The sequence below is a fragment of the Periweissella fabaria genome (assembly GCF_918814575.1).
GTDB lineage: Bacteria > Bacillota > Bacilli > Lactobacillales > Lactobacillaceae > Periweissella > Periweissella fabaria.
Genome location: NZ_CAKKNS010000008.1, coordinates 55,441 through 76,781, shown reverse-complemented (window position 1 = coordinate 76,781; position 21,341 = coordinate 55,441). Strand labels below are relative to the sequence as shown.

23 protein-coding genes and 1 other RNA gene are annotated in these 21,341 nt (G+C 38.5%); 22 read left to right on the top strand and 2 right to left on the bottom strand.

Annotated features, from left to right (window positions below; genetic code table 11):
• The first annotated feature begins 33 nt into the window (after positions 1-33).
• From prfA to LQZ75_RS08325, 20 genes are all read left to right on the top strand, one after another.
• Positions 34-1,119: a peptide chain release factor 1 gene (gene prfA, locus LQZ75_RS08420; protein ID WP_230097381.1), complete on the top strand. Its 1,086-nt coding sequence runs from the start codon at positions 34-36 to the stop codon at positions 1,117-1,119.
• Entirely contained in the window at positions 1,112-1,942 is an 831-nt protein-coding gene (gene prmC, locus LQZ75_RS08415; protein WP_230097380.1) for a peptide chain release factor N(5)-glutamine methyltransferase, read from the top strand. The genes prfA and prmC overlap by 8 nt, the downstream gene beginning before the upstream one ends.
• Before the next feature lie 2 nt (positions 1,943-1,944).
• Positions 1,945-2,970 carry an L-threonylcarbamoyladenylate synthase gene (locus tag LQZ75_RS08410; protein WP_230097379.1) on the top strand — a complete coding sequence of 342 codons (1,026 nt, stop codon included), beginning with the start codon at positions 1,945-1,947 and terminating at the stop codon, positions 2,968-2,970.
• Between the two features lie 179 nt (positions 2,971-3,149).
• Positions 3,150-4,382, top strand: coding sequence for a serine hydroxymethyltransferase (gene glyA / locus LQZ75_RS08405; protein WP_230097378.1), 1,233 nt, complete (start codon positions 3,150-3,152; stop codon positions 4,380-4,382).
• Positions 4,383-4,502: 120 nt separating this feature from the next.
• Positions 4,503-5,132 carry a uracil phosphoribosyltransferase gene (upp, locus tag LQZ75_RS08400; protein WP_230097377.1) on the top strand — a complete coding sequence of 210 codons (630 nt, stop codon included), beginning with the start codon at positions 4,503-4,505 and terminating at the stop codon, positions 5,130-5,132.
• Between the two features lie 237 nt (positions 5,133-5,369).
• Positions 5,370-6,647, top strand: a complete 1,278-nt coding sequence (locus LQZ75_RS08395; protein ID WP_230097409.1) for a solute carrier family 23 protein — start codon at positions 5,370-5,372, stop codon at positions 6,645-6,647.
• 552 nt (positions 6,648-7,199) lie between these two features.
• Positions 7,200-7,919, top strand: a complete 720-nt coding sequence (gene atpB, locus LQZ75_RS08390) for a F0F1 ATP synthase subunit A (protein WP_230097376.1) — start codon at positions 7,200-7,202, stop codon at positions 7,917-7,919.
• A 52-nt stretch (positions 7,920-7,971) separates the two neighbouring features.
• Positions 7,972-8,202: a F0F1 ATP synthase subunit C gene (atpE, locus tag LQZ75_RS08385; protein ID WP_168722341.1), complete on the top strand. Its 231-nt coding sequence runs from the start codon at positions 7,972-7,974 to the stop codon at positions 8,200-8,202.
• Between the two features lie 37 nt (positions 8,203-8,239).
• Positions 8,240-8,758 carry a F0F1 ATP synthase subunit B gene (gene atpF, locus LQZ75_RS08380; protein ID WP_230097375.1) on the top strand — a complete coding sequence of 173 codons (519 nt, stop codon included), beginning with the start codon at positions 8,240-8,242 and terminating at the stop codon, positions 8,756-8,758.
• Positions 8,748-9,290 carry an ATP synthase F1 subunit delta gene (atpH, locus tag LQZ75_RS08375; RefSeq protein ID WP_230097374.1) on the top strand — a complete coding sequence of 181 codons (543 nt, stop codon included), beginning with the start codon at positions 8,748-8,750 and terminating at the stop codon, positions 9,288-9,290. Before atpF ends, atpH begins: the two co-directional genes overlap by 11 nt.
• A 21-nt stretch (positions 9,291-9,311) precedes the next feature.
• Positions 9,312-10,826, top strand: a complete 1,515-nt coding sequence (gene atpA, locus LQZ75_RS08370) for a F0F1 ATP synthase subunit alpha (RefSeq protein WP_230097373.1) — start codon at positions 9,312-9,314, stop codon at positions 10,824-10,826.
• Positions 10,827-10,858: 32 nt separating this feature from the next.
• Positions 10,859-11,752 (top strand): F0F1 ATP synthase subunit gamma, encoded by an 894-nt coding sequence (locus LQZ75_RS08365; RefSeq protein WP_230097372.1) that lies wholly within the window; start codon positions 10,859-10,861, stop codon positions 11,750-11,752.
• Between the two features lie 36 nt (positions 11,753-11,788).
• A complete protein-coding gene (gene atpD, locus LQZ75_RS08360) occupies positions 11,789-13,189 on the top strand; it encodes a F0F1 ATP synthase subunit beta (RefSeq protein WP_230097371.1) in 1,401 nt (466 codons plus the stop codon).
• Between the two features lie 11 nt (positions 13,190-13,200).
• Positions 13,201-13,623: a F0F1 ATP synthase subunit epsilon gene (locus tag LQZ75_RS08355; protein WP_230097370.1), complete on the top strand. Its 423-nt coding sequence runs from the start codon at positions 13,201-13,203 to the stop codon at positions 13,621-13,623.
• Positions 13,624-13,714: 91 nt separating this feature from the next.
• Positions 13,715-13,939, top strand: coding sequence for a DUF1146 family protein (locus tag LQZ75_RS08350; RefSeq protein WP_230097369.1), 225 nt, complete (start codon positions 13,715-13,717; stop codon positions 13,937-13,939).
• A 105-nt stretch (positions 13,940-14,044) separates the two neighbouring features.
• Positions 14,045-15,040, top strand: coding sequence for a rod shape-determining protein (locus LQZ75_RS08345; protein ID WP_230097368.1), 996 nt, complete (start codon positions 14,045-14,047; stop codon positions 15,038-15,040).
• On the top strand, positions 15,040-15,321 hold the full coding sequence (gene yidD / locus LQZ75_RS08340) for a membrane protein insertion efficiency factor YidD (RefSeq protein ID WP_230097367.1): 282 nt from the start codon (positions 15,040-15,042) through the stop codon (positions 15,319-15,321). The genes LQZ75_RS08345 and yidD overlap by 1 nt, the downstream gene beginning before the upstream one ends.
• A 20-nt stretch (positions 15,322-15,341) precedes the next feature.
• On the top strand, positions 15,342-15,551 hold the full coding sequence (locus LQZ75_RS08335; RefSeq protein ID WP_230097366.1) for a DUF2969 family protein: 210 nt from the start codon (positions 15,342-15,344) through the stop codon (positions 15,549-15,551).
• A gap of 50 nt (positions 15,552-15,601) precedes the next feature.
• A complete protein-coding gene (locus tag LQZ75_RS08330; RefSeq protein ID WP_230097365.1) occupies positions 15,602-16,813 on the top strand; it encodes an FtsW/RodA/SpoVE family cell cycle protein in 1,212 nt (403 codons plus the stop codon).
• Positions 16,814-16,822: 9 nt separating this feature from the next.
• Positions 16,823-17,119, top strand: coding sequence for a glycine cleavage system H family protein (locus tag LQZ75_RS08325; protein WP_230097364.1), 297 nt, complete (start codon positions 16,823-16,825; stop codon positions 17,117-17,119).
• Positions 17,120-17,255: 136 nt separating this feature from the next.
• Here LQZ75_RS08325 and ssrA read toward each other — a convergent pair.
• Positions 17,256-17,620: a transfer-messenger RNA gene (gene ssrA, locus LQZ75_RS08320) on the bottom strand.
• A 402-nt stretch (positions 17,621-18,022) separates the two neighbouring features.
• On the opposite strand from ssrA, the gene LQZ75_RS08315 reads away from it, so the two are divergent.
• Positions 18,023-18,961, top strand: a complete 939-nt coding sequence (locus tag LQZ75_RS08315; protein ID WP_230097363.1) for a GRP family sugar transporter — start codon at positions 18,023-18,025, stop codon at positions 18,959-18,961.
• A 76-nt stretch (positions 18,962-19,037) separates the two neighbouring features.
• Here the strand turns inward: LQZ75_RS08315 and LQZ75_RS08310 are convergent, their stop codons facing one another.
• Entirely contained in the window at positions 19,038-20,273 is a 1,236-nt protein-coding gene (locus LQZ75_RS08310) for an aminopeptidase (protein WP_230097362.1), read from the bottom strand.
• A 222-nt stretch (positions 20,274-20,495) separates the two neighbouring features.
• Here LQZ75_RS08310 and map point away from each other — a divergent pair, with 222 nt between their 5' ends.
• Entirely contained in the window at positions 20,496-21,281 is a 786-nt protein-coding gene (map, locus tag LQZ75_RS08305; RefSeq protein ID WP_230097361.1) for a type I methionyl aminopeptidase, read from the top strand.
• Positions 21,282-21,341 lie beyond the last annotated feature (60 nt).

Sequence of the window (21,341 nt, the reverse complement as noted above, 5' to 3'; positions counted from 1 at the left end):
TAAATAAAGACACTATTATAGGAGACAATTTTAATGGATGAAATTTTTCAAAAACTACAATCAGTAGCTGATCGTTATGATGAAGTTGCTGAAATGCTTAGTGATCCAGCCGTAATTGCAGACACTAATCGTTTTATGGACCTTTCAAAAGAAGAGGGTTCATTACGTGAAACAAATGAAGTCTACAAACACTACAAGACAGTCGTTGAAACGATTGCTGAAGATGAAGAAATGTTATCAGAAGGTCTGGATGCTGAATTAGCTGAAATGACTAAAGAAGAATTAAGTGAATTAAAGACTGAAAAAGGTCAACTTGAAGAACAACTTAAAATCTTGCTATTACCCAAAGACCCTAATGATGATAAAAACATCATCATGGAAATTCATGGGGCCGCTGGTGGGGATGAAGCCTCATTGTTTGCCGGTGACTTATTAAACATGTATATGCGTTATGCTGAAAGCCAAGGCTGGAAAACTGAAATCATTGATGAAACAATGACTGAAGTTGGTGGATACAAGTTGGTTGTAGTCATGATTTCAGGAACTAATGTTTATTCTAAGTTGAAGTATGAAAGTGGTGCTCACCGTGTTCAACGGGTACCATCAACTGAATCAGCTGGGCGAGTACACACTTCAACTGCCACAGTTGGGGTAATGCCTGAATTTGAAGATGTTGAAATTGAAATTGAAGATAAAGATTTACGGGTTGATGTGTTCCGTGCCTCAGGAGCCGGTGGACAACACATTAATAAGACTAGTTCAGCTGTGCGGATGACGCACTTGCCAACGGGGATTGTTGTTTCAATGCAAGATCAACGTTCACAACAACAAAACCGTGCCAAAGCCTTACAAATTATGAAGGCGCGGGTTTATGATCACTTTGCCCAACAAAATGAATCAGCTTATGCAGAAGAACGTAAATCAGCGGTTGGTACTGGGGACCGTTCAGAACGGATTCGGACTTACAATTACCCTCAAAACCGGGTAACTGATCACCGTATCGGTTTAACGTTAAATAAACTTGATCGAATTGTGAATGGTGAACTTGGAGATGTGATTGATGCACTTGTGATTGCTGATCAAACTGCCAAAATGGAAGCGTTGAAAAACAATGCCTAATACTTATTTTGAAGCCCGTCAATGGGCTTTTTCTTATTTGTCTGAAGCAGATGTAAATTTAATTTTGATGACGCAGCATAAATGGAGTTATTCACAATTAATTTTACATTTACGTGATACAATGCCTGATTTTGAAGATTTTAAGACAGCCGTACTACGTGTTAGGGCCGGTGAGCCAGTACAATATGTCTTAGGTGAGGCGCAATTTTTTGGGCGCACATTTATGGTTGATGAGCGGGTTTTAATACCCCGACTTGAGACGGAAGAATTAATTGAATTGATTTTAAATGATAGTCCGATTACTATACAAAATGTTTTGGATATTGGTACTGGTTCGGGTGCTATTGCCGTGACTTTAAAAAGTGAACGGCCAGCATGGGAAATAACGGCTAGTGATATTTCAGCAGCTGCTTTAGCGGTGGCGCAACAGAATGCGGCCAATAACGATGTTAAATTAGAATTTATAGCCAGTGACGTTTTTACTAATATCACTGAAAGTTATGATATTATCGTCTCAAATCCACCATATATTGCTGCTTCTGAGACTGACATTATGGACCAAAATGTGCTTGATTATGAACCACATTTAGCGTTGTTTGCTGATAATGATGGTTTGGCAATTTATCAAGCAATTGCGCGCCAATTAGCAAGTTATTTAGCACCAAATGGGCGCGCATATTTTGAAATCGGATTACATCAGGGTCCGGCTGTTGCTGAATTGATGCAACAAAGTTTACCACAGGCACAAGTTGATATTATTAAAGATTTAAGTAACCACGATCGTATGATACGGGTATTTAACAAACAAGAGAAGGAGTTATAATTTTGGAAACCAAAATGTTTAAAACCGCTACAACTGATTTAGCTGCGGCGGCCGAATTAATTAAAAAAGGTCAAGTCATCGCTTTTCCAACGGAAACAGTGTATGGTCTTGGTGCTGATGCGACTAAGGAAAGTGCAGTTAAAAAAGTATTTGCCGCTAAAAATCGGCCATCTGATAATCCATTGATTGTCACGGTTGCTAATGTAGAGATGGTTAAACGCTTTGTATCCGAAATTCCAGCAATTGCTGAAAAATTAATCGCAAACTTCTGGCCAGGATCTTTAACGATTATTATGCGTTATAATGAAGGCGCATTATCACCAATTGTGACCGGTGGGTTACCAACTGTCGCCTTTCGATTACCTGAAAATGAAGTTACCCGCCAGTTAATAACGTTAGCAGATACGCCAATTGTTGGGCCAAGTGCGAACACTTCAGGGAAGCCATCACCAACAACTGCGCAACATGTTTGGCATGATATGCATGGTAAAATTGCGGGAATTATTGACGATGGTGCAACTGCGGTAGGTGTTGAATCAACCGTAATTGATATTACAACTGATGTACCAACAATTTTGCGTCCCGGTGCCGTAACTCAAGAAGCTTTAGAAGCGGTAATTGGAGCGGTTAATTCTGAACATCGTAAAGTTGGTGCTGATGAAACACCTAAGGCACCCGGCATGAAATATCGCCACTACGCACCAGATGTACCGGTTTACATGGTGACTCCTGACCAATGGCCAGCAGCCATTATTTGGGCCCAACAACAACTTGAACCAGTTGGAATTATGGCTACCGATGAAATTATCGAAGCTAATCATTTAGCAGGCATGGATTTTGTCTGGTCATTGGGGACAGATGTTACAACAGCGAACGCTAAGTTGTTTGCTGGTTTACGGTACTTTGATGAACGAGATGATGTTGAGACGATTTTAGTGCATCATTTTGCGGATGAAGGGGTTGGTTTAGCCTACAATAACCGCCTTGGTAAAGCTTCAAGTGGTCAGTATTTTGATGTTGAAATGTAAGTATCTTGATAAATGACGGGTTAACAAATTATGAGCGTCTTGTTTGTTCGCTATACTTAAGATAATTATTGTGACACTAACTAAAAGTTCACTGAAAAAATTTTTTCAGTGAACTTTTTTTATACACATTAATGCTGTAAATTTGCTAAAATGATAAAAAATAATGAGGTAGCTAACATATGACATATCAAGACCAAGATCCAATTTTATGGGCACTAATTAAGCAAGAAGAAGAGCGCCAAGCAAATAATATTGAATTAATTGCATCTGAAAATATTGTTTCTAAAGGTGTTCGGATGGCCCAAGGTTCTGTTTTAACTAATAAATACTCAGAAGGGCTACCTGGTGCACGATACTATGGTGGTAATGAAGTTATTGATGAGATTGAAACATTAGCCATTGAACGGGCTAAAAAGTTATTTGGAGCTGAATTTGCGAATGTCCAACCATATTCTGGTTCTCAAGCCAATGCAGCTGTATATCAAGCTTTTTTACAGCCTGGTGACACGGTACTTTCAATGAGCTTAGCTGCTGGTGGGCATGTAACCCATGGTGGTGATACAAGTTTTTCGGGTAAATTATATAATTTTGTTCACTATGGCGTGGATCAAAAAACAGAACGGCTTGATTATGATGCTGTTTTAGCGCAAGCGCGTAAATATCAACCTAAATTAATTATTGCAGGGGCATCAGCATATAGTCGGGTGATTGATTTTAAACGTTTTCGGACAATTGCCGATGAAGTTGGGGCTTTGTTAATGGTTGATATGGCACATATTGCAGGCTTGGTAGCAACAGGAGCACATCCTAGTCCAATTCCATATGCTGATGTGGTTACTTCAACAACGCACAAAACATTACGGGGGCCACGAGCGGGTTTGATTTTGGCTAAGGCCCAATATGCTGATATATTAAATGCAGCCGTCTTTCCAGGAACTCAAGGTGGTCCGCACGAACATGTAATTGCGGGGAAAGCAGTCGCTTTTGGTGAAGAGTTACAGCCAGAATTTAAGCACTATATTGAGCAAGTATTAAAAAACGCTGCGGCAATGGCAGATGAATTTACTATTGATGGTACTTTTCGGGTAATTACTGGTGGAACTGATAACCACTTATTAAATATTGATATCACAGCATCGGGTTTAAACGGACAACAAGCAGAAGTATTGCTAGATTCAGTAGGGATTACGACAAATAAAGAACCAATTCCTAACGAAACATTAGCAGCGACTTCAGGTATTCGGATTGGAAGCCCAGCCATTACGACTCGTGGTTTTGATGAACAAGCGGCCCGTCAAGTTGTACGATTAATCATTGATATCCTTATGCATCATGAGCAAGTAGCGACTAATAAAATTAATTACCAAAAGGCAGTTCGTGAATTGACAGCTAAATATCCTATCGAAAGTTAAAATTGTTGATAATAAGTAAAAAATAATAAACATCGGCTAGTTATTAGTTAATTTAAGTTTAAACCATCTCATCAGTTTGCTATACTTAATACTGATAAAATAAATAGTGAGGTACATACAATGGGTAAGCTTGAGGTTTTAGATCATCCTTTGATTCAACACAAAATGTCAATTATTCGCGATAAAAAAGTTGGGACAAAAGTCTTTCGCGAAATGGTCAATGAAATTGCGATGTTAATGGCATATGACGTAACTCGCGACATGCCATTGGAAGATGTGGAAATCGAAACACCAATCACAACTACTGTGAAAAAACGTTTGGCAGGTAAAAAATTAGCAGTTGTGCCAATTTTGCGAGCTGGCCTTGGAATGGTAGATGGGGTTGTTAGTATGATTCCGGCTGCACGGATTGGTCACATCGGAATGTACCGTGATGAAGAAACATTACAACCAGTTGAATACTTTGTTAAATTACCAGAAGATATTGATCAACGGGAAGTATTAATTGTTGATCCAATGTTGGCAACTGGTGGTTCTGCGAACATGGCAATTGAAGCTTTAAAGAAGCGTGGTGCTAAAATTATTAAATTGGTGGTGCTTGTTTCTGCACCTGAAGGGGTTAAAGCCGTTCAAGAAGAACACCCTGATGTTGATATTTACACAGCTGCCCTCGATGATGGCTTGAACGAACATGGATATATCGTTCCGGGTCTTGGAGATGCTGGTGACCGTTTATTTGGAACAAAATAATTCTGAAAAAAGTTATCTAATAACAAATTAGATAACTTTTTTTATTGCTTTTTGATAAGATATTTAGTATTATATTTAATAACAATTTTATTACCCTTTAACATTGTCCTGTGAGACACAGAAGGTTCGTTATTAATTGATTAATTGTAATTATTTGATTAGCATGATACGGCTGTGTTCTAGTATAAACTAGGGCACAGTCTTTTTTATTTTTTTGGAGGAATACAAATGGAACAAATGGAGCGCAATGTCGTCTTAGATATTAGTGATCGACCAAAACTAGGATTATGGTTTGGGTTATCACTCCAACACATGTTTTCAATGTTTGGATCAACCGTTTTAGTACCTTTACTAGTTGGTTTAAACCCTGGAGTGGCCTTATTTAGTTCAGGGGTTGGAACACTATTATATATCTTAATTACTAAGGCTAAAATTCCAGCATATATGGGATCAAGTTTTGCATTCATTACACCAATGTTAGCCTTGATGCACGGAGCGGGTTATCCAGCGATTGCCCAAGGGATTTGGTCTGTTGGGGCCGTTTACTTGATTGTGGCCTTATTGGTGACAATTGTTGGTTCTGATTGGATTAACAAAATTTTACCACCTGTTGTCGTTGGTCCAATCGTCATGGTTATTGGGCTTTCATTAGCAGGTTCTGCAGCAACTAATGCAACTATGCGTCACATTAGTGCAACGAAGAGTGTTTACGATATTCGGGTCTTCATTGTTGCGATTGCAACGTTATTGATTACCATTGCATACAATATGTTTTTACGTAAGTTCCTTGGTTTAATTCCAATTCTTTTGGGAATTGTGACAGGTTATGTAATTGCATGTTTTGCGGGCTTAGTTGATTTTGCGCCGGTCATGGCCGCTCACTGGTTTGCTTTACCAGCATTTGATATTCCATTTGTTAATTACAAGCCAACGTTCCAACTAGGAGCAATTCTTGCGATGGCACCATTGGCGTTAGTTACTATGACTGAGCACATGGGTCACATTATGGTTCTTAACAAATTAACCAATCGTGATTTCTTCCAAGATCCTGGTCTTAAGCGCACTTTAGCTGGTGATGGGACAGCCTCAATTGTTGCCGGTATCTTTGGGGGACCAGCTGTAACTTCATATGGTGAAAATATTGGGGTTCTTGCAATAACTCGTGTGCACTCTGTTTGGGTGCTTGGTGGAGCTGCAACATTTGCCATTTTATTTGCCTTCGTTGGTAAACTATCTGCATTAATCCAATCAATTCCAGGTGCGGTTATTGGTGGAATTAGCTTCTTACTTTTTGGGGTTATTGCATCATCAGGTTTACGTATTATTGTCGATAATCAAATTGATTTTAACGTTAAGCGCAATTTGATGATTGCCTCAACGATTTTAGTTATCGGAATTGGTAATGCTTATCTTCAACTTGGGCAAACGCAATTTTCTGGATTGGCGGTTGCAACCATTTTAGGGATTGTACTTAACTTAATTCTACCAAAGCAAGCTGCATCAGAAAAAGAATAAATTACCGCTACTAATTAGAAAAATTTAATTAAAAAGCATTCTATTTTATTTAAAAATAGAATGCTTTTTTTGATGAAATTTACAATTTTGATAATATATTCAAGAAAAAATATGATGATAGGAAAATTATCACAATGCTTAAAGTTTACGATGAAGTAGAAAGTAATAGGATGAATGTTCGGATTAGGCCTAATGATTTAATAGGCCAGAGTAATATAATTAAAACCCAATGGCAATTACTATAAGATTATTGCGATATAATATATAATAAAAATAAGGAAATGTTGATGATTTGTGAAAGAAATAATTTAGTTTTGTAAATTTAAAAAAAACTGAAAACCTAATGAAAACGCTTACTCTCTTAAATATGTTGCTATATAGGCATTTTTAAGTAAATTTTATTAAAAAAATATGATTGTATTTTTTATAGCAAAGGAGTAGTATTTGGGGTGTATTTTGAGTAATGATTATCACAAGTAACAAAAAACGATAATTTATTTATTACAAAGTATCGGTAGATTAAATTTTGAAGGAGAAAAGAGGTGAATTAGTGTGGGTAAAAAAGCTCCGACGTTTAGCTGGTTAGGGCTAACATTTAACATTACCAATCTGATTTCAATAACGGTTGTTATGTTAATTACGTTTTTCCTAATTTTATGGTTGTCACGGCGGCCGCAAATTCGTCCAAGCGGTAAGCAAAATGTGCTTGAATGGATTATCGATTTTACAAATAAAATTGTCGAATCGTCATTGCCAAACCGCACGGGGCAAAATATGCGCGTATTAGCATTTGTTCTCTTTATATTCATATTTATTGCCAACCAACTTGGTTTGATTTTTCAAGTTAAAATTGGTGATTTTACTTATCTAAAGAGTCCAACGGCTGATCCGATTCTTACCATGACCTTAGCAATGATTATGATTGTTATGGCTCACTATCTTGGGGTAGCCACGCTTGGATTTAAGAAGTATTTCAAAAATAACTACTTAAGTCCATACGTATTCTTATTCCCGGTTAACCTTATCGAAGAATTTACAAGCTTCCTGACTTTAGGGTTGCGGTTGTTCGGTAACATTATGGCTGGTGAAATGTTGCTTAATTTGATTACTAGTTTTGCATTCTCACATGGAGTATTAACATTTATTCCGGGAATCATTCTTGAAGTCGTTTGGCAAGGTTTCTCAGTCTTCATCGGTAGTGTGCAAGCATATGTTTTTGTTACACTAGCAATGGTTTATATCTCTGAGAAAACAATAGTTGAAGAACTATAAGCTTATTTAATTAAAAAATTTGGAATATACAATATTCGGAGGATTTATCAAAATGGAAAACATTGGTCACTTAGCTCAAATTGGTGCCGGTATTGCAGCCGGTGGTGCCGCTATTGGTGCTGGTATTGGTAATGGTCACGTTATCGCAGCGATGATTGAAGGAACTGCCCGTCAACCTGAATTAGAAGGTAAGTTACGTGGTGCGATGTTCCTCGGGGTTGGACTTGTTGAAGCTGTGCCAATCTTAGGTTTCGTTATTTCACTTCTTTTACTTTTCAAGTAAACTGCTTTAAAAATTTAGAAGAAAGTGAGGTGGCATAATGTTTTCAGTTGATATTTTAGCAAGTAATCAATTATATTTCGGTGATATGCTCTTTATCTTAGGTTCATTTGCACTTTTACTCGTCCTAGTAAGAATATTTGCTTGGGGTCCAGTAACTAAAATGATGCAAGAACGGGCTGATAAAATCGCTGCAGATATTGATTCGGCTGAAGATGCCCGTAAAGAAGCTGAAGAGTTGGCAGCTAAGCGTCAAGAACAATTAAAAGCTTCCCGTCAAGAAGCAACCACAATTGTATCTGACGCCAAGAACCAAGGTAATGAACAACGGCAAGCAATTATTGATAAAGCACAAACGGATGCAAGTTCACTTAAAGTTTCAGCACAAGCCGAAATTGAACAAGCTCGCCGTGATGCGTTAGCCAGTGTGCAAAATGAAGTTGCTGATTTATCTGTTCAAATCGCAACCAAGATTATTCAAAAGGAATTGAAGTTGGATGATCAAAAAGCGTTAATCGACTCTTATATTGAAGGGTTAGGTGCGCATCATGAAGCTTAATTCAATAACGTTAGCTAAACGTTACTCACGGGCACTTTTTGAGTTAGCTAGTGAAAATAATGAATTAGAAGTAGTAACAAATGATTTGAAGGCTATTCACAAAATTTTTATATCGAATCCTGAATATATTGAACAATTATCTAGTCCAAGCCTACCTAGTACGGCAAAGCAAACAATTGTTGATTTACTCAAACAAGATGCACATCCATTGGTAGCTAAATTCATCCAAATGATTTTTGAATATCAACATTTGGATGCAGTGGTTTTGATTATTGAATATTTCAATCGATTAGTGAATGATAAAAACAAAATTGTGCATGCTAATGCAACTACGGCTGTTGAACTTTCAACGAGCCAAAAAGAACAATTAGCAACACGCTTAGCCCAACATCTTGGCGCAAACGAAGTAATTTTAGCTACAACAATTGATCCCGATATTATCGGTGGTGTTGTTGTCCAAGCTGACGGCAAAATTATTGACGGTAGCTTAGCAACTAAAATTGCTAAAATTCGTCGGATGTTGGTTAAATAAACATGAAGAGGTGAAACCGGTATGAGCATTAAGGCTGAGGAAATCAGTGCTCTCATCAAGCAACAATTAGCTAGTTACCAAGATGAGCTTACAGTTGAAGAAACTGGGACCGTTACCTACGTTGGGGATGGAGTTGCCCGCGTGCACGGTCTTGACAATGCTATGGCTGGTGAATTGGTTGAGTTTTCAAACGGTGTCTTTGGGATGGCACAAAATCTTGAATCAAACGATGTTGGTATCGTTATTCTTGGTAAATTTGATGACATCCGTGAAGGCGATACGGTTAAACGAACTGGACGGATTATGGAAGTTCCAGTTGGGGAAGCGATGATTGGACGCGTTGTTAACGCGCTTGGTCAACCAATTGATGGTCTTGGCGAAATTGCAACAACTAAAACACGACCAGTTGAACATAAAGCACCTGGCGTTATGGAACGTAAATCAGTTTTCGAACCACTTCAAACGGGGATTAAAGCGATTGATGCCTTAGTTCCAATTGGTCGTGGTCAACGTGAATTGATTATCGGTGATCGTAAAACTGGTAAAACATCATTGGCCATTGATACAATCTTGAATCAAAAAGATCAAAATATGATCGTTATCTATGTTGCCATTGGTCAAAAAGATTCAACCGTACGGACACAAGTTGAAACTTTACGCCGTTTAGGTGCCTTAGACTACACCATCGTTGTGACAGCTGGTCCTTCTGAGCCAGCACCAATGTTGTTCCTTGCACCTTATGCTGGGGCAGCCATTGGGGAAGAATTCATGGCTAATGGTAAACACGTTTTGATTATCTATGATGATTTATCAAAACAAGCGACGGCTTATCGTGAACTTTCATTGATTCTTCGTCGGCCACCTGGTCGTGAAGCATACCCTGGGGATGTGTTCTACCTCCACTCACGTTTGCTTGAACGGGCAGCGAAGTTAAGCGATGAATTAGGTGGTGGCTCAATGACAGCCTTACCATTTATCGAAACTCAAGCGGGTGATGTTTCTGCTTATATCCCAACCAATGTTATCTCAATTACCGATGGTCAAATTTTCTTGGATTCAGATTCATTCTATTCAGGGGTTCGACCAGCGATTGATGCTGGTACTTCTGTATCACGGGTTGGTGGGGATGCCCAAATTAAAGCGATGAAGAAAGTTGCCGGAACACTTCGGCTTGACTTGGCTTCATATCACGAACTTGAATCATTTGCGCAATTTGGTTCAGATCTTGATGCAGCTACCCAAGCTAAATTAGCACGTGGTCGTCGGACAGTTGAAGTATTAAAACAACCATTGCACAAACCAATGCCAGTTGAACAACAAGTGTTGGTACTGTATGCTTTAACGCACGGATTTATTGATGATGTTGCAATTGAAGATATTCAACGTTACCAAGATGAATTAATCGAGTATGTTCAAGCATCACATAAAGCAATTTTTGATGAAATTCTTGAAACACATAACTTACCAGCTGAAGACAAGATGGATGCAGCAATTGCTGATTTCAAGAAAACCTTCCAAGCTTCGGATGCTCAATAAAGCAAGTTGAATTTTGAGGAAGGAGAAATAGTATGCCAGCATCTTTACAAGATATTCAACGACGAATTTCGTCGACTAAAAAAACTGGTCAAATTACTAGTGCCATGCAAATGGTTTCGACAGCTAAGTTGAGTCAAATTCAACGGCATACAGCTGGTTATCAAGCTTACGTTACACATGTCAAAGCTGTTGTTGCGCATTTAGCACAAGCTCATGTGTTAGCGAATGCTCAAGGTGAATTACTTGAAGTTCGCCCGGTTAATAAGACAGGTATCTTAGTAGTTACTTCTGATCGTGGGTTAGTAGGGAGCTATAATAGTAACGTATTAAAGCAAACTTTAGACTTACTTGCTAAAAAGAATTTAACACCGGCTAATACTGAAATTTTGGCCATAGGTGGTGTTGGAGCTGATTTCTTTAAGAAACGGGGCTTCAATGTTACCTATGAATATCGAGGTGTCAGTGATGTGCCACAATTCATGGAAATTCGTGAAATTGTGAAAGCAGTCACGGCGATGTTTGCAAGTGATGTTTTTGATGAATTAACGATTGCTTATAATCATTTCGTTAATCGGATTTCTAATGAGTATCGAGTGATGCCAATGTTGCCGATTACAGAAACAACATTACAAAACCACGCTGAACAAACGGGTGAAACTGATACACTTGCAAGTTATGAAATGGATCCATCACCTGAGGCAATCTTAAAAGCCGTATTACCTCAATATGTTGAGGCAATGCTCTATGGGGCTATTTTAGATGCTAAAACAGCTGAACACGCCGCAAGTGCTAATGCGATGCGTTCAGCTTCCGACAATGCTAAGGATGTTATTAGTAGTCTTGAATTACAATTCAACCGAGCACGTCAAGCAGCAATTACTACCGAAATTACTGAAATTACTGGTGGGATGGCTGCACTAGATTAATAAATTTATTTATTTGCGAAAGGAATTAACATAATTATGAGTACTGGTAAAGTTTTACAAGTTATCGGGCCAGTTGTCGATGTTGAATTCCCGCTTGATGGCAAATTGCCAGACATTAACAATGCGTTAGTTATTGACAAAGGTGAGGGTATAACCTTAACGGTTGAAGTCTCACTTGCCCTTGGAGATGGGGTCGTTCGGACTATCGCGATGGATTCAACCGACGGATTGCAACGTGGCATGAACGTTACAGATACAGGTGAATCAATCTCGGTTCCTGTTGGTGAAGCAACGCTTGGTCGGGTGTTTAATGTCTTAGGGGAAACAATCGATAATGGTGAAGAATTTGGTCCTGATGCACCACGTGATCCCATTCACCGTGAAGCACCAGCCTATGATCAATTAGCAAATTCAACTGAAATTTTGGAAACAGGAATTAAAGTTATCGATTTGCTAGCTCCATACGTTCGTGGTGGTAAAATTGGATTGTTTGGTGGTGCCGGAGTTGGTAAAACCGTTTTAATTCAAGAATTGATTCACAATATCGCTTCAGGTCACGCCGGAATCTCAGTGTTTACTGGGGTTGGTGAACGGACTCGTGAAGGTAACGATATGTATCACGAAATGAAAGAATCCGGTGTTTTGGAAAAAACGGCCATGGTTTATGGTCAAATGAACGAACCACCTGGTGCCCGGATGCGGGTTGCCTTGACTGGTTTAACCATTGCTGAACACTTCCGTGATGTTAATGGTCAAGACGTACTCTTGTTCATCGATAACATTTTCCGTTTCACGCAAGCCGGTTCTGAAGTTTCTGCCCTTTTGGGACGGATTCCTTCAGCCGTTGGTTACCAACCAACTTTGGCAACTGAAATGGGACAATTGCAAGAACGAATCACTTCAACTAAGAAGGGTTCAGTTACTTCAATTCAAGCCGTTTATGTGCCGGCCGATGATTACACCGACCCAGCACCTGCAACTACTTTTGCGCACTTGGATGCGACTACTAACTTGGAACGTGCTTTAACGCAACAAGGTATTTATCCAGCAGTTGATCCACTTGCATCAACATCATCAGCGCTTGATCCTCAAGTTGTTGGTCAAGAGCACTATGATGTTGCAACAGAAGTGCAACACGTCTTACAACGGTACCGTGAATTACAAGATATTATCTCAATTCTTGGGATGGATGAATTGTCAGATGAAGAAAAGACAGTTGTTAACCGTGCTCGTCGGATTCAATTCTTCTTGTCACAACCATTCTCAGTTGCTGAAACATTTACTGGTTTAAAAGGTGAATATGTACCAGTTGCTGAAACCGTTCGTTCATTTAAGGAAATCTTGGAAGGTAAGCACGATGACTTACCAGAAGATGCTTTCCGTAACGTTGGGGTAATTGAACAAGCAGTTGAAAAGGCCAAAACATTGGTTAAATAAGGAGGCTTTCAATGGCTGAACATACATTAGCAGTCAACATTGTGACTCCCGATGGCGTGGTTTTCGCACGTGATGCCGTAAAATTAGCCGTTATTAATACAATTAGTGGTGCAATTGGAGTGATGGCAAATCACCAACCAATTGTATCTGCTCTGAAGATTGATGCAATTAAAGTGACGTTTGCTGATAGTGATGATGAATTCATTGCCGTCAACGGTGGATTTGCCGAATTTTCAAACAACACGTTAACTGTCGTGGCTGAAAGTGCTGAAACAGCTCAAGCAATTGATGTGCAACGAGCTGAATCAGCTAAGCAACGTGCCGAAGAACATATTAGTCATGCCAATGAGGTGCATGATCCAAATGAACTTGCTCGCGCAGAAGTTGCATTAGCACGAGCTGTCAACCGGATTAAGATTGTTACCAGTAAGTAATAAAAAAGATTGGAAAGCATTTTGCTTCCCAATCTTTTTTATTTGTGCTGATATGGTATGATTAGCAAGTAGCTTTACAGGAGGGATTTAAATGACATCAGGAATTGTGGCGTTACTACAAATATGCTTAGAGATTATTTTAATTTATGTAGCATTTTTAATTATGAATGCTATTCCGTTTGAACGAGTAATTGCTAAGGCGAATTATGCCCAAATTTTAAAAATTTTTTTAGCGATTATTATCGGTTATTTAGTTAGTTTGTTCTTTATCAATTTTGTTGAACAAGTTCAGGCATTACGCGGTTTAGTTAATTAACTATAAAAGTAATAAAAAACGTTGATACCGTTTGGAAGCCCACCGTTGGTAATGGTATAATTATAATAATTTTGTAAAACAGTTAGGAATTAAGGAGAAAAGAGCATGGCAAAAGATATCGGGATTGACTTAGGGACAGCAAACGTGCTGATCTATGTTGAAGGTAAGGGTATCGTATTAAATGAACCATCTGTTGTAGCGGTTGATGCAAAATCTGACCGCATTTTAGCAGTTGGATTAGAAGCATACCAAATGGTAGGTCGGACACCTGGTAATATTCGTGCAATTCGTCCATTACGTGATGGTGTTATTTCAGATTTTGATGTAACTGAAGCAATGTTGACATACTTTATTAACAAATTAAATGTTAAAGGCTTCTTGTCAAAACCAAATATCATGATTTGTGCGCCAACTAACATTACTGAAATTGAACGTAAGGCCATTATTCAAGCTGCTGAAAAATCAGGTGGTGCTAAAGTGTTCCTTGAGTATGAACCAAAAGTTGCAGCAGTCGGTGCTGGTTTAGACATCTTTAAAGCAACCGGTAACATGGTTATTGATATGGGTGGTGGTACATCTGATATTGCTGTACTCTCACTTGGTGATATTGTGGCATCTGATTCAATCCGCGTGGCTGGGGATAAAATGAACTCAGAAATCGTGGGTTACATTAAGCGTCATCACAGTCTTGTTATTGGTGAACGGACTGCTGAAACAATCAAAATCCAAATTGGAACAGCTATTCAACAAGCTAATCCAGCTACAATGGAAGTTCGTGGACGGGATGCCTACGATGGAATGCCACGTTCAATTGAAATTAATGCCAATGAGGTTGAAGAAGCGTTACACGACACTTTGGCCCAAATCGTTAGCGCCGCACATGGTGTCTTAGCACAATTACCACCTGAATTAGCATCTGATATTGTTGATCGTGGTATTATGTTAACTGGTGGTGGTTCATTACTTAAAGGAATGGATGAATTAGTATCAGAAGCTTTACAAGTACCAGTTGTAATTTCAGAAGCCCCACTTGATAATGTTGCTCAAGGGGCCGGTGAATTACTCGAACACATGAATAGTAAGAAAAAACACCTCAATTAATGAATAAAGCATTCATTAAGTTTGTGCGTTTATATCAGAAACTTATTTCACCGCTATTTCCGCCTTCATGTCGATACTATCCGACATGTTCTAATTACGCCTTAGTTGCGCTTGAAAAACACGGAGCAATGCGGGGTACATTAATGGCTGTGGCACGTATTTTACGTTGTCATCCATTTGTACCAGGAGGCTATGATCCAGTACCAGATAAATTTACCCTCCAGCGAAATACGAACGCTGCCGATATAACGAAAGCACAACAAGAACATAAATTAGATTAGGATTTTGTAAAGGAAATATTATGGGAAAAAAAGATCGGACAGTTCCTGTTACACTTGAAGAGCAAAAAAATGGCGCTCTAGATGTAATGATTGGAAAACAAAAAGTTGGCCAAATTACCGTAAATGAAAATTTAGTAACGGCTAAGTTTGAAGATGGAAGCCAGTTGGAAGGCAAAAACTTTGATGAAGTATTAGGTCGAGTGATTGCTGAGTACAACTTGCACAGCTAGCGAGTACTTTGCGTTTCAACAGTTGAATTTGAGATGGAGGCTTGAGATTAATGCAAGCACGGATTAAGAAGACGACAAAAATTGATGAGTCCCGAATTGACTGGGGAATTGTTTTTGTTGTAATGATGTTGGCCATCATTGGTTTAATATCAATTTATGTTGCTGCCACACATGATCCGAATATTGTCAATGTGATGGGAATGATTAAGCCACAAGCGATTTGGTACTTTATTGGGGTTGTAATTGTGGTGGTAATCATGCAATTTGACGCCGAACAGTTATGGAAAATTGCACCACTTGCCTATGGATTAGGAGTATTTTTACTCTTTGCGGTGTTATTCCTCTATTCACGGGCATATGAGGCGAAAACTGGGGCTAAAAGTTGGTTTGCGTTAGGACCATTGACCTTCCAACCATCAGAAGTTATGAAGCCAGCATTTATTTTAATGATGGCGCGGGTCATAACTTTATATAATTCAAAACATCCGGATCGTGATTTACGATCAGATTTTAAATTATTTGGTGTCATGGTCCTCTGGCTTTTACCGGTTGTTGTGTTATTAAAGGCACAAAATGATTTTGGAACAATGTTAGTATTTATTGCCATTTTTGGTGGAATGTTAATTGTTTCAGGGATTTCGTGGCGTATTTTAGGACCAATGATTGGTTCATTTGCTGTAATTGGTGCAACCGCGTTAGCCTTTGTGACTACTGATTGGGGCCGCCAAGTCTTGTATCACATTGGATTTCAACAATATCAATTCCAACGAGTTGATGTGTGGTTAAATCCATCCGGTGATACATCTAATTCAGGATATCAATTGTGGCAATCTATGAAAGCAATTGGATCTGGCCAACTTACTGGGAACGGCTTTAACGTGATGCATGTCCACGTTCCGGTGCAAGAATCAGATATGATTTTTTCAGTAATAGGTTCAAACTTTGGATTCATTGGTGGTTTATTATTGATTCTCTTGTACTTTTTACTCATTTATCAAATGATTCGGGTGACTTTTGATACGCGTAATGAATTTTATGCTAATATTGCTACTGGAGTCGTGATGATGATCCTTTTCCACGTTTTTGAAAATGTAGGGATGAGTATTGGATTACTTCCATTGACTGGGATTCCATTACCATTTATTTCTCAAGGTGGTTCTGCGCTATTGGGTAACTTGATTGGTGTTGGTTTAATTATGTCAATGCGTTATCATTACAAGAGTTACATGTTTACAAATCGAAGTTCATTTAGTAATAAATAGGAGATTATGATGAGTGAAAAGTGGTATTGGACTGTTGAAAGCACTAACGAAACAGTTCGGATAGGGTTAACAGCGAAGACGCTAGAAGAATTAGGTGAGATTTCATTTGTTGATTTACCCAAAGTTGGAACTATTTTGGCTGATGGTGACTCGCTTGCTAGTGTTGAAGCTACGAAAGCTGTTCTAGACTTTGATACTCCGTTTGCGGGCACGGTTATTGCGATAAACACAGCCGCAATTGACACGCCAACAACATTAAATCAAGCTAGTCATGACAATAATTGGTTAGTTGATTTAAAGAAGTAAGGTTATCCGCATCATAAAACTATAAAATAAACACCGCGTAAAATTTATATTTTACGCGGTGTTTTTTAGTACAAAAAAGCTAGTATGAAGTTAATTCATACTAGCTTTGAGTTGATGGTCGATTAGACAATCAATAAAATGGAGCCGGCGGGGTTCGAACCCGCGTCCGAATATCTCACTACTACAACATCTACATTCATAGTAATTCTATTTAAATTTCACCAATCCGCACACGGAATTGACTTCGTGATCAGAACGGCTAATCCAATTAATTTCCGCTTTAGCACTCTGGATTAAAGTTTAAAAGCGTAGTCCACTATTAGTGGTCTAAAACATATCATGGACGAACATGCCTTAGACTACGCTAACTGGTTATTAAGCAGCTAATGCGTAAGTTTTGTTTGAATTGTTTGCAGTTATTCTGACTGAGTGGATTATAGGGCCACAACCCCTAAATGCAGTCATAGCGCGACCAATACCCGTCGAATCCAAAACGGCCCCGAAAAGTAACACATATTATTGTATCATAAATTGAAGTGAAATGCTTTTTATTATGATAAGCACGGCGATATTTTAGACATTAACTGACAAGAAACTAATAATTTTGTAAATTGATACTGTGTATATTATCACAAAGTAGTTTACACGAACCATCTAAGTTGGAAAATTAAGCAGATACTAGTAATTTTTACGAAAAAAGGGCGACGAAAGTGAGAAGGCTTATATGAAATTAGCTTAACTACCAGCATTGATGTGCTATTAAATTACGCGAAGGCTATTAAGGATTAAATTTGAAAAAATTGTAAAATAATTGTACATAGCCACTTGTGTAAACGTTTACAATGGTATAAAATATCATAGTTGATATTATTCGTTGACTTTTAGAGAGAAGAGAGAAGAATTATGTTTATACTTATTGCGTTAATTCCAGCATTAGCATGGGGTTCAACTGGATTATTTTCTACCAAGTTAGGTGGCTCAGCTGGACAACAAACTTTAGGAATGACTTTTGGAGCTATGGTATTTGGATTACTCACTTACCTATGCTTTGTTTTACCAAATCACATTAATATGGCATCTAATATTTGGGTAGTTGGATTACTATCTGGTTTATTATGGGCTGTTGGTCAAGCTGGTCAATTTACGGCAATTAAGGCAATGGGCGTGTCAAATGCGATTCCTTGGTCAAATGCTGGCCAAATCGTAAGTAACGCAGCTTTGGCAGCAACAATTCTTGGTGAATGGCAAACTGGTAAAGCATGGTTGTTTGGTTCATTAGCGGTATTGTTAGTTGTGATTGGAGCAATTTTGACTGCTAAACGTGATGCAGCAATTGCCGCTGGCGACACTGCTAAATCAACTGAAACAACACGTGGTATTGTGGCCTTAGTTATTTCAACCATTGGTTATGCAGGTTACTTTATTGTGCCTAACATGATGCGTAAATTTGGTTACATTTCAAATGCTGTTGCTAACCGTAATCACGGTGTTGACTACTTAACCGCAACTATCTTCCCCCAATCAATTGGGATGGTTGTAGGAGCCTTTATCATCGTATTATTCTTTATGCGTGAAAGTAAAATTATGTTCCAAGCTCCAACTTGGCGTAACATCTTAACTGGTGGTGTTTGGGGAATTGGTAACTTAGCAATGTTTATCTCAACAGCAACCATTGGTCAAGCTGTTGCGGTAACAATTGCCCAAATGGGAATTATCGTTGGTACATTTGGTGGGATTTTCATTTTGAAAGAACGTAAAACTTCAACGCAAATGAAATTCATTATTGCAGGTTCAATTTTGATTGTTATTGGTGGTATTTTAATCAGTAACTTACCAAAGTAAGTAGCAACTAGTACATTGATATCAAAAAAGCGAATGCTCTTAATTGAGCATTCGCTTTTTATTTTTGTAAATCGGATTAGGCCCAGTCACCATTACGGAAGACGGGCACAACTTGACCATCGTACGTAATACCGTCAATATTCATGTCTTCAGAGCCAATCATGAAATCAACGTGCGTTTGTGATAAGTTTTGACCGAGGGCTTGACGTGCATCATCATCAAGCGTTGTTCCATTTTTAACGTTGAATGGATAAGCAGCACCGAGGGCTAAGTGATCAGAAGCATTTTCATCAATAAGAGTATTGAAGAACACAATACCTGATTCAGAGATTGGTGAGTGGAACGGTACTAGTGAAACTTCACCAAGTGAACGTGAACCTTCATCGGTATCAAGTAACTTGATAAGGGCCTCTTCACCCTTTGAGGCATGGGCTTCGATGACTTGTCCATTTTCAAAAGTTAGTTCAATATCTTCAATTAGCACGCCGGCATATGAAAGTGGTTTTGTTGAAACTACTTTACCGTGGATGTTATTAAAATCAGGTGAAGTGAAAACTTCTTCTGTAGGCATGTTAGCAACAAATAAATTACCTTGGCGATCAACTGAATCGGCCGCTTCCCAGATATGATCCTTAGCTAAACCAATAGTAAAATTAGTTACTTTACTAGAATATTGCAATTCCTTAAAGTTCAATTCATTTAACCACGTCGCTTTATTTTTAAGTGTCTTGATGTGTTCATCCCAACCAGCGATGGCATCATTAGTGTCATCAATACGGACAACCTTAAAAATTTCTTCCCATAAGCGGTCAACTGCAGCTTCACCAGTTAAGTCTGGGAAAACTTTTTCAGCCCATTTTTGGCCAGCAGCAGCTACAACTAACCATGAAATATCATTGCTCATAGTAGCTTGACGAATAACGCGTAAAGCCTTACCACTAGCAGCTGTGAATTTAGCAACTCGTTCTTGATCTAAATCACCATATGCATCAGGATCACTTGAAATCAATGAAATACGTGACGCATTTTTAGCCATGAGTTCTTCAGCTTCAACAGTCAAGTAATTAGGAATGTTCACTAGGCGTTCGTCAGAAGTGTTTTCAAGGAAAGCATGAACAATGTGACTATCATTCCACTTAACAATTACTTCGTTGGCACCAGCCGTATAGGCAGCGTCAACGATTTTACGTGCCAAAATAACATTTTCAACATCCGCATATAAAATAATTGTTTGCCCTTGTTGGACATTGACTCCGGTTTTTACGATTAGATCGGCATATTTGTCGAGTTTCAATTCAAAATTTGTGCTCATAAGTAAGCATCCTCCGTTAAAAATTAAAGTATAGTAATTATAACATGTTAAATACATGAGTAACGCATTAAATTTATTTAATGTTAGTAAATGAGGATGTTTTTGATTTAGTGAGGAACGGCTTGGGATTTATTAAACCAATAAGACAAAGTGTTTTTGCAATGCTATAATAATAAAGATTAGTATGTAAGAAAATTAATAAGATTTAGGGAAGGGATACTTATGATTAGTTTAAAATCAGCACGCGAAATTGAAGCAATGAAAGCTTCAGGAGCGATTATTGCGGGAATGCACCAAGAATTAGCTAAAATAATTGAACCTGGCATGGAAAGTTGGGCAATTGAAGAATTTTGTCACAAATACATCGAGGAACATGGTGGTGTTGCCGCACAAATTGGCTTTGAAACTTACAAATACGCAACTTGTGTTTCAATTAATGACTATGTTTGTCATGCCATTCCTCGAAAAGGCGTATTTTTAAAAGCCGGTGATATCGTTAAAGTAGATACAGTTGTTGAACTTGATGGTGCTTTTTCAGATTCATGTTGGACCTTTGCCGTTGGTGAAGTTAGTCCTGAAGTTGCGGGCCTTATGGAAGCAACTAAAAAGGCATTATACTTAGGAATTGATCAAGCCGTAATTGGTAACCGCATTGGTGACATTGGCGCCGCTATTGATGGTTACTTAACTGAACAAGGTTATGGTAATGTACGTGAATATATTGGTCATGGTATTGGACCAACAATGCATGAAGAACCATCTGTACCTCATTTTGGTAACGCTGGTCGTGGTTTACGTCTTAAAGAAGGGATGACAATCACGATTGAACCAATGGTGACGCTTGGTGGATGGCAAACACGGATTGTTGCTGAAGAAGCTGATTGGGATGCGGCCAAGACGGCTGATGGCTCATGGTGTGCCCAATATGAACACACATTAGCCATTACTAAAGAGGGCCCTAAGATTTTAACGTCACAAGACGCCGAAATGGATGCTAAATACTTATAATTATTAAAAACAGAGCCGACTTATAAAATGAGCCGACTCTGTTTTAATTAGATAGATATG

Bases quoted from the DNA above. Each gene is read 5' to 3' on its own strand.
- LQZ75_RS08335 (WP_230097366.1), top strand. From the start codon at position 15,342: ATGGGAAAAAAAGATCGGACAGTTCCTGTTACACTTGAAGAGCAAAAA.
- atpF (WP_230097375.1), top strand. From the start codon at position 8,240: ATGTTTTCAGTTGATATTTTAGCAAGTAATCAATTATATTTCGGTGAT.
- LQZ75_RS08315 (WP_230097363.1), top strand. From the start codon at position 18,023: ATGTTTATACTTATTGCGTTAATTCCAGCATTAGCATGGGGTTCAACT.
- LQZ75_RS08330 (WP_230097365.1), top strand. From the start codon at position 15,602: ATGCAAGCACGGATTAAGAAGACGACAAAAATTGATGAGTCCCGAATT.
- LQZ75_RS08355 (WP_230097370.1), top strand. From the start codon at position 13,201: ATGGCTGAACATACATTAGCAGTCAACATTGTGACTCCCGATGGCGTG.
- yidD (WP_230097367.1), top strand. From the start codon at position 15,040: ATGAATAAAGCATTCATTAAGTTTGTGCGTTTATATCAGAAACTTATT.
- LQZ75_RS08345 (WP_230097368.1), top strand. From the start codon at position 14,045: ATGGCAAAAGATATCGGGATTGACTTAGGGACAGCAAACGTGCTGATC.
- LQZ75_RS08365 (WP_230097372.1), top strand. From the start codon at position 10,859: ATGCCAGCATCTTTACAAGATATTCAACGACGAATTTCGTCGACTAAA.
- prmC (WP_230097380.1), top strand. From the start codon at position 1,112: ATGCCTAATACTTATTTTGAAGCCCGTCAATGGGCTTTTTCTTATTTG.
- LQZ75_RS08310 (WP_230097362.1), bottom strand. From the start codon at position 20,273: ATGAGCACAAATTTTGAATTGAAACTCGACAAATATGCCGATCTAATC.
- map (WP_230097361.1), top strand. From the start codon at position 20,496: ATGATTAGTTTAAAATCAGCACGCGAAATTGAAGCAATGAAAGCTTCA.
- LQZ75_RS08350 (WP_230097369.1), top strand. From the start codon at position 13,715: ATGACATCAGGAATTGTGGCGTTACTACAAATATGCTTAGAGATTATT.
- prfA (WP_230097381.1), top strand. From the start codon at position 34: ATGGATGAAATTTTTCAAAAACTACAATCAGTAGCTGATCGTTATGAT.
- LQZ75_RS08395 (WP_230097409.1), top strand. From the start codon at position 5,370: ATGGAGCGCAATGTCGTCTTAGATATTAGTGATCGACCAAAACTAGGA.
- atpH (WP_230097374.1), top strand. From the start codon at position 8,748: ATGAAGCTTAATTCAATAACGTTAGCTAAACGTTACTCACGGGCACTT.
- atpE (WP_168722341.1), top strand. From the start codon at position 7,972: ATGGAAAACATTGGTCACTTAGCTCAAATTGGTGCCGGTATTGCAGCC.
- glyA (WP_230097378.1), top strand. From the start codon at position 3,150: ATGACATATCAAGACCAAGATCCAATTTTATGGGCACTAATTAAGCAA.
- atpA (WP_230097373.1), top strand. From the start codon at position 9,312: ATGAGCATTAAGGCTGAGGAAATCAGTGCTCTCATCAAGCAACAATTA.
- atpD (WP_230097371.1), top strand. From the start codon at position 11,789: ATGAGTACTGGTAAAGTTTTACAAGTTATCGGGCCAGTTGTCGATGTT.
- upp (WP_230097377.1), top strand. From the start codon at position 4,503: ATGGGTAAGCTTGAGGTTTTAGATCATCCTTTGATTCAACACAAAATG.
- LQZ75_RS08325 (WP_230097364.1), top strand. From the start codon at position 16,823: ATGAGTGAAAAGTGGTATTGGACTGTTGAAAGCACTAACGAAACAGTT.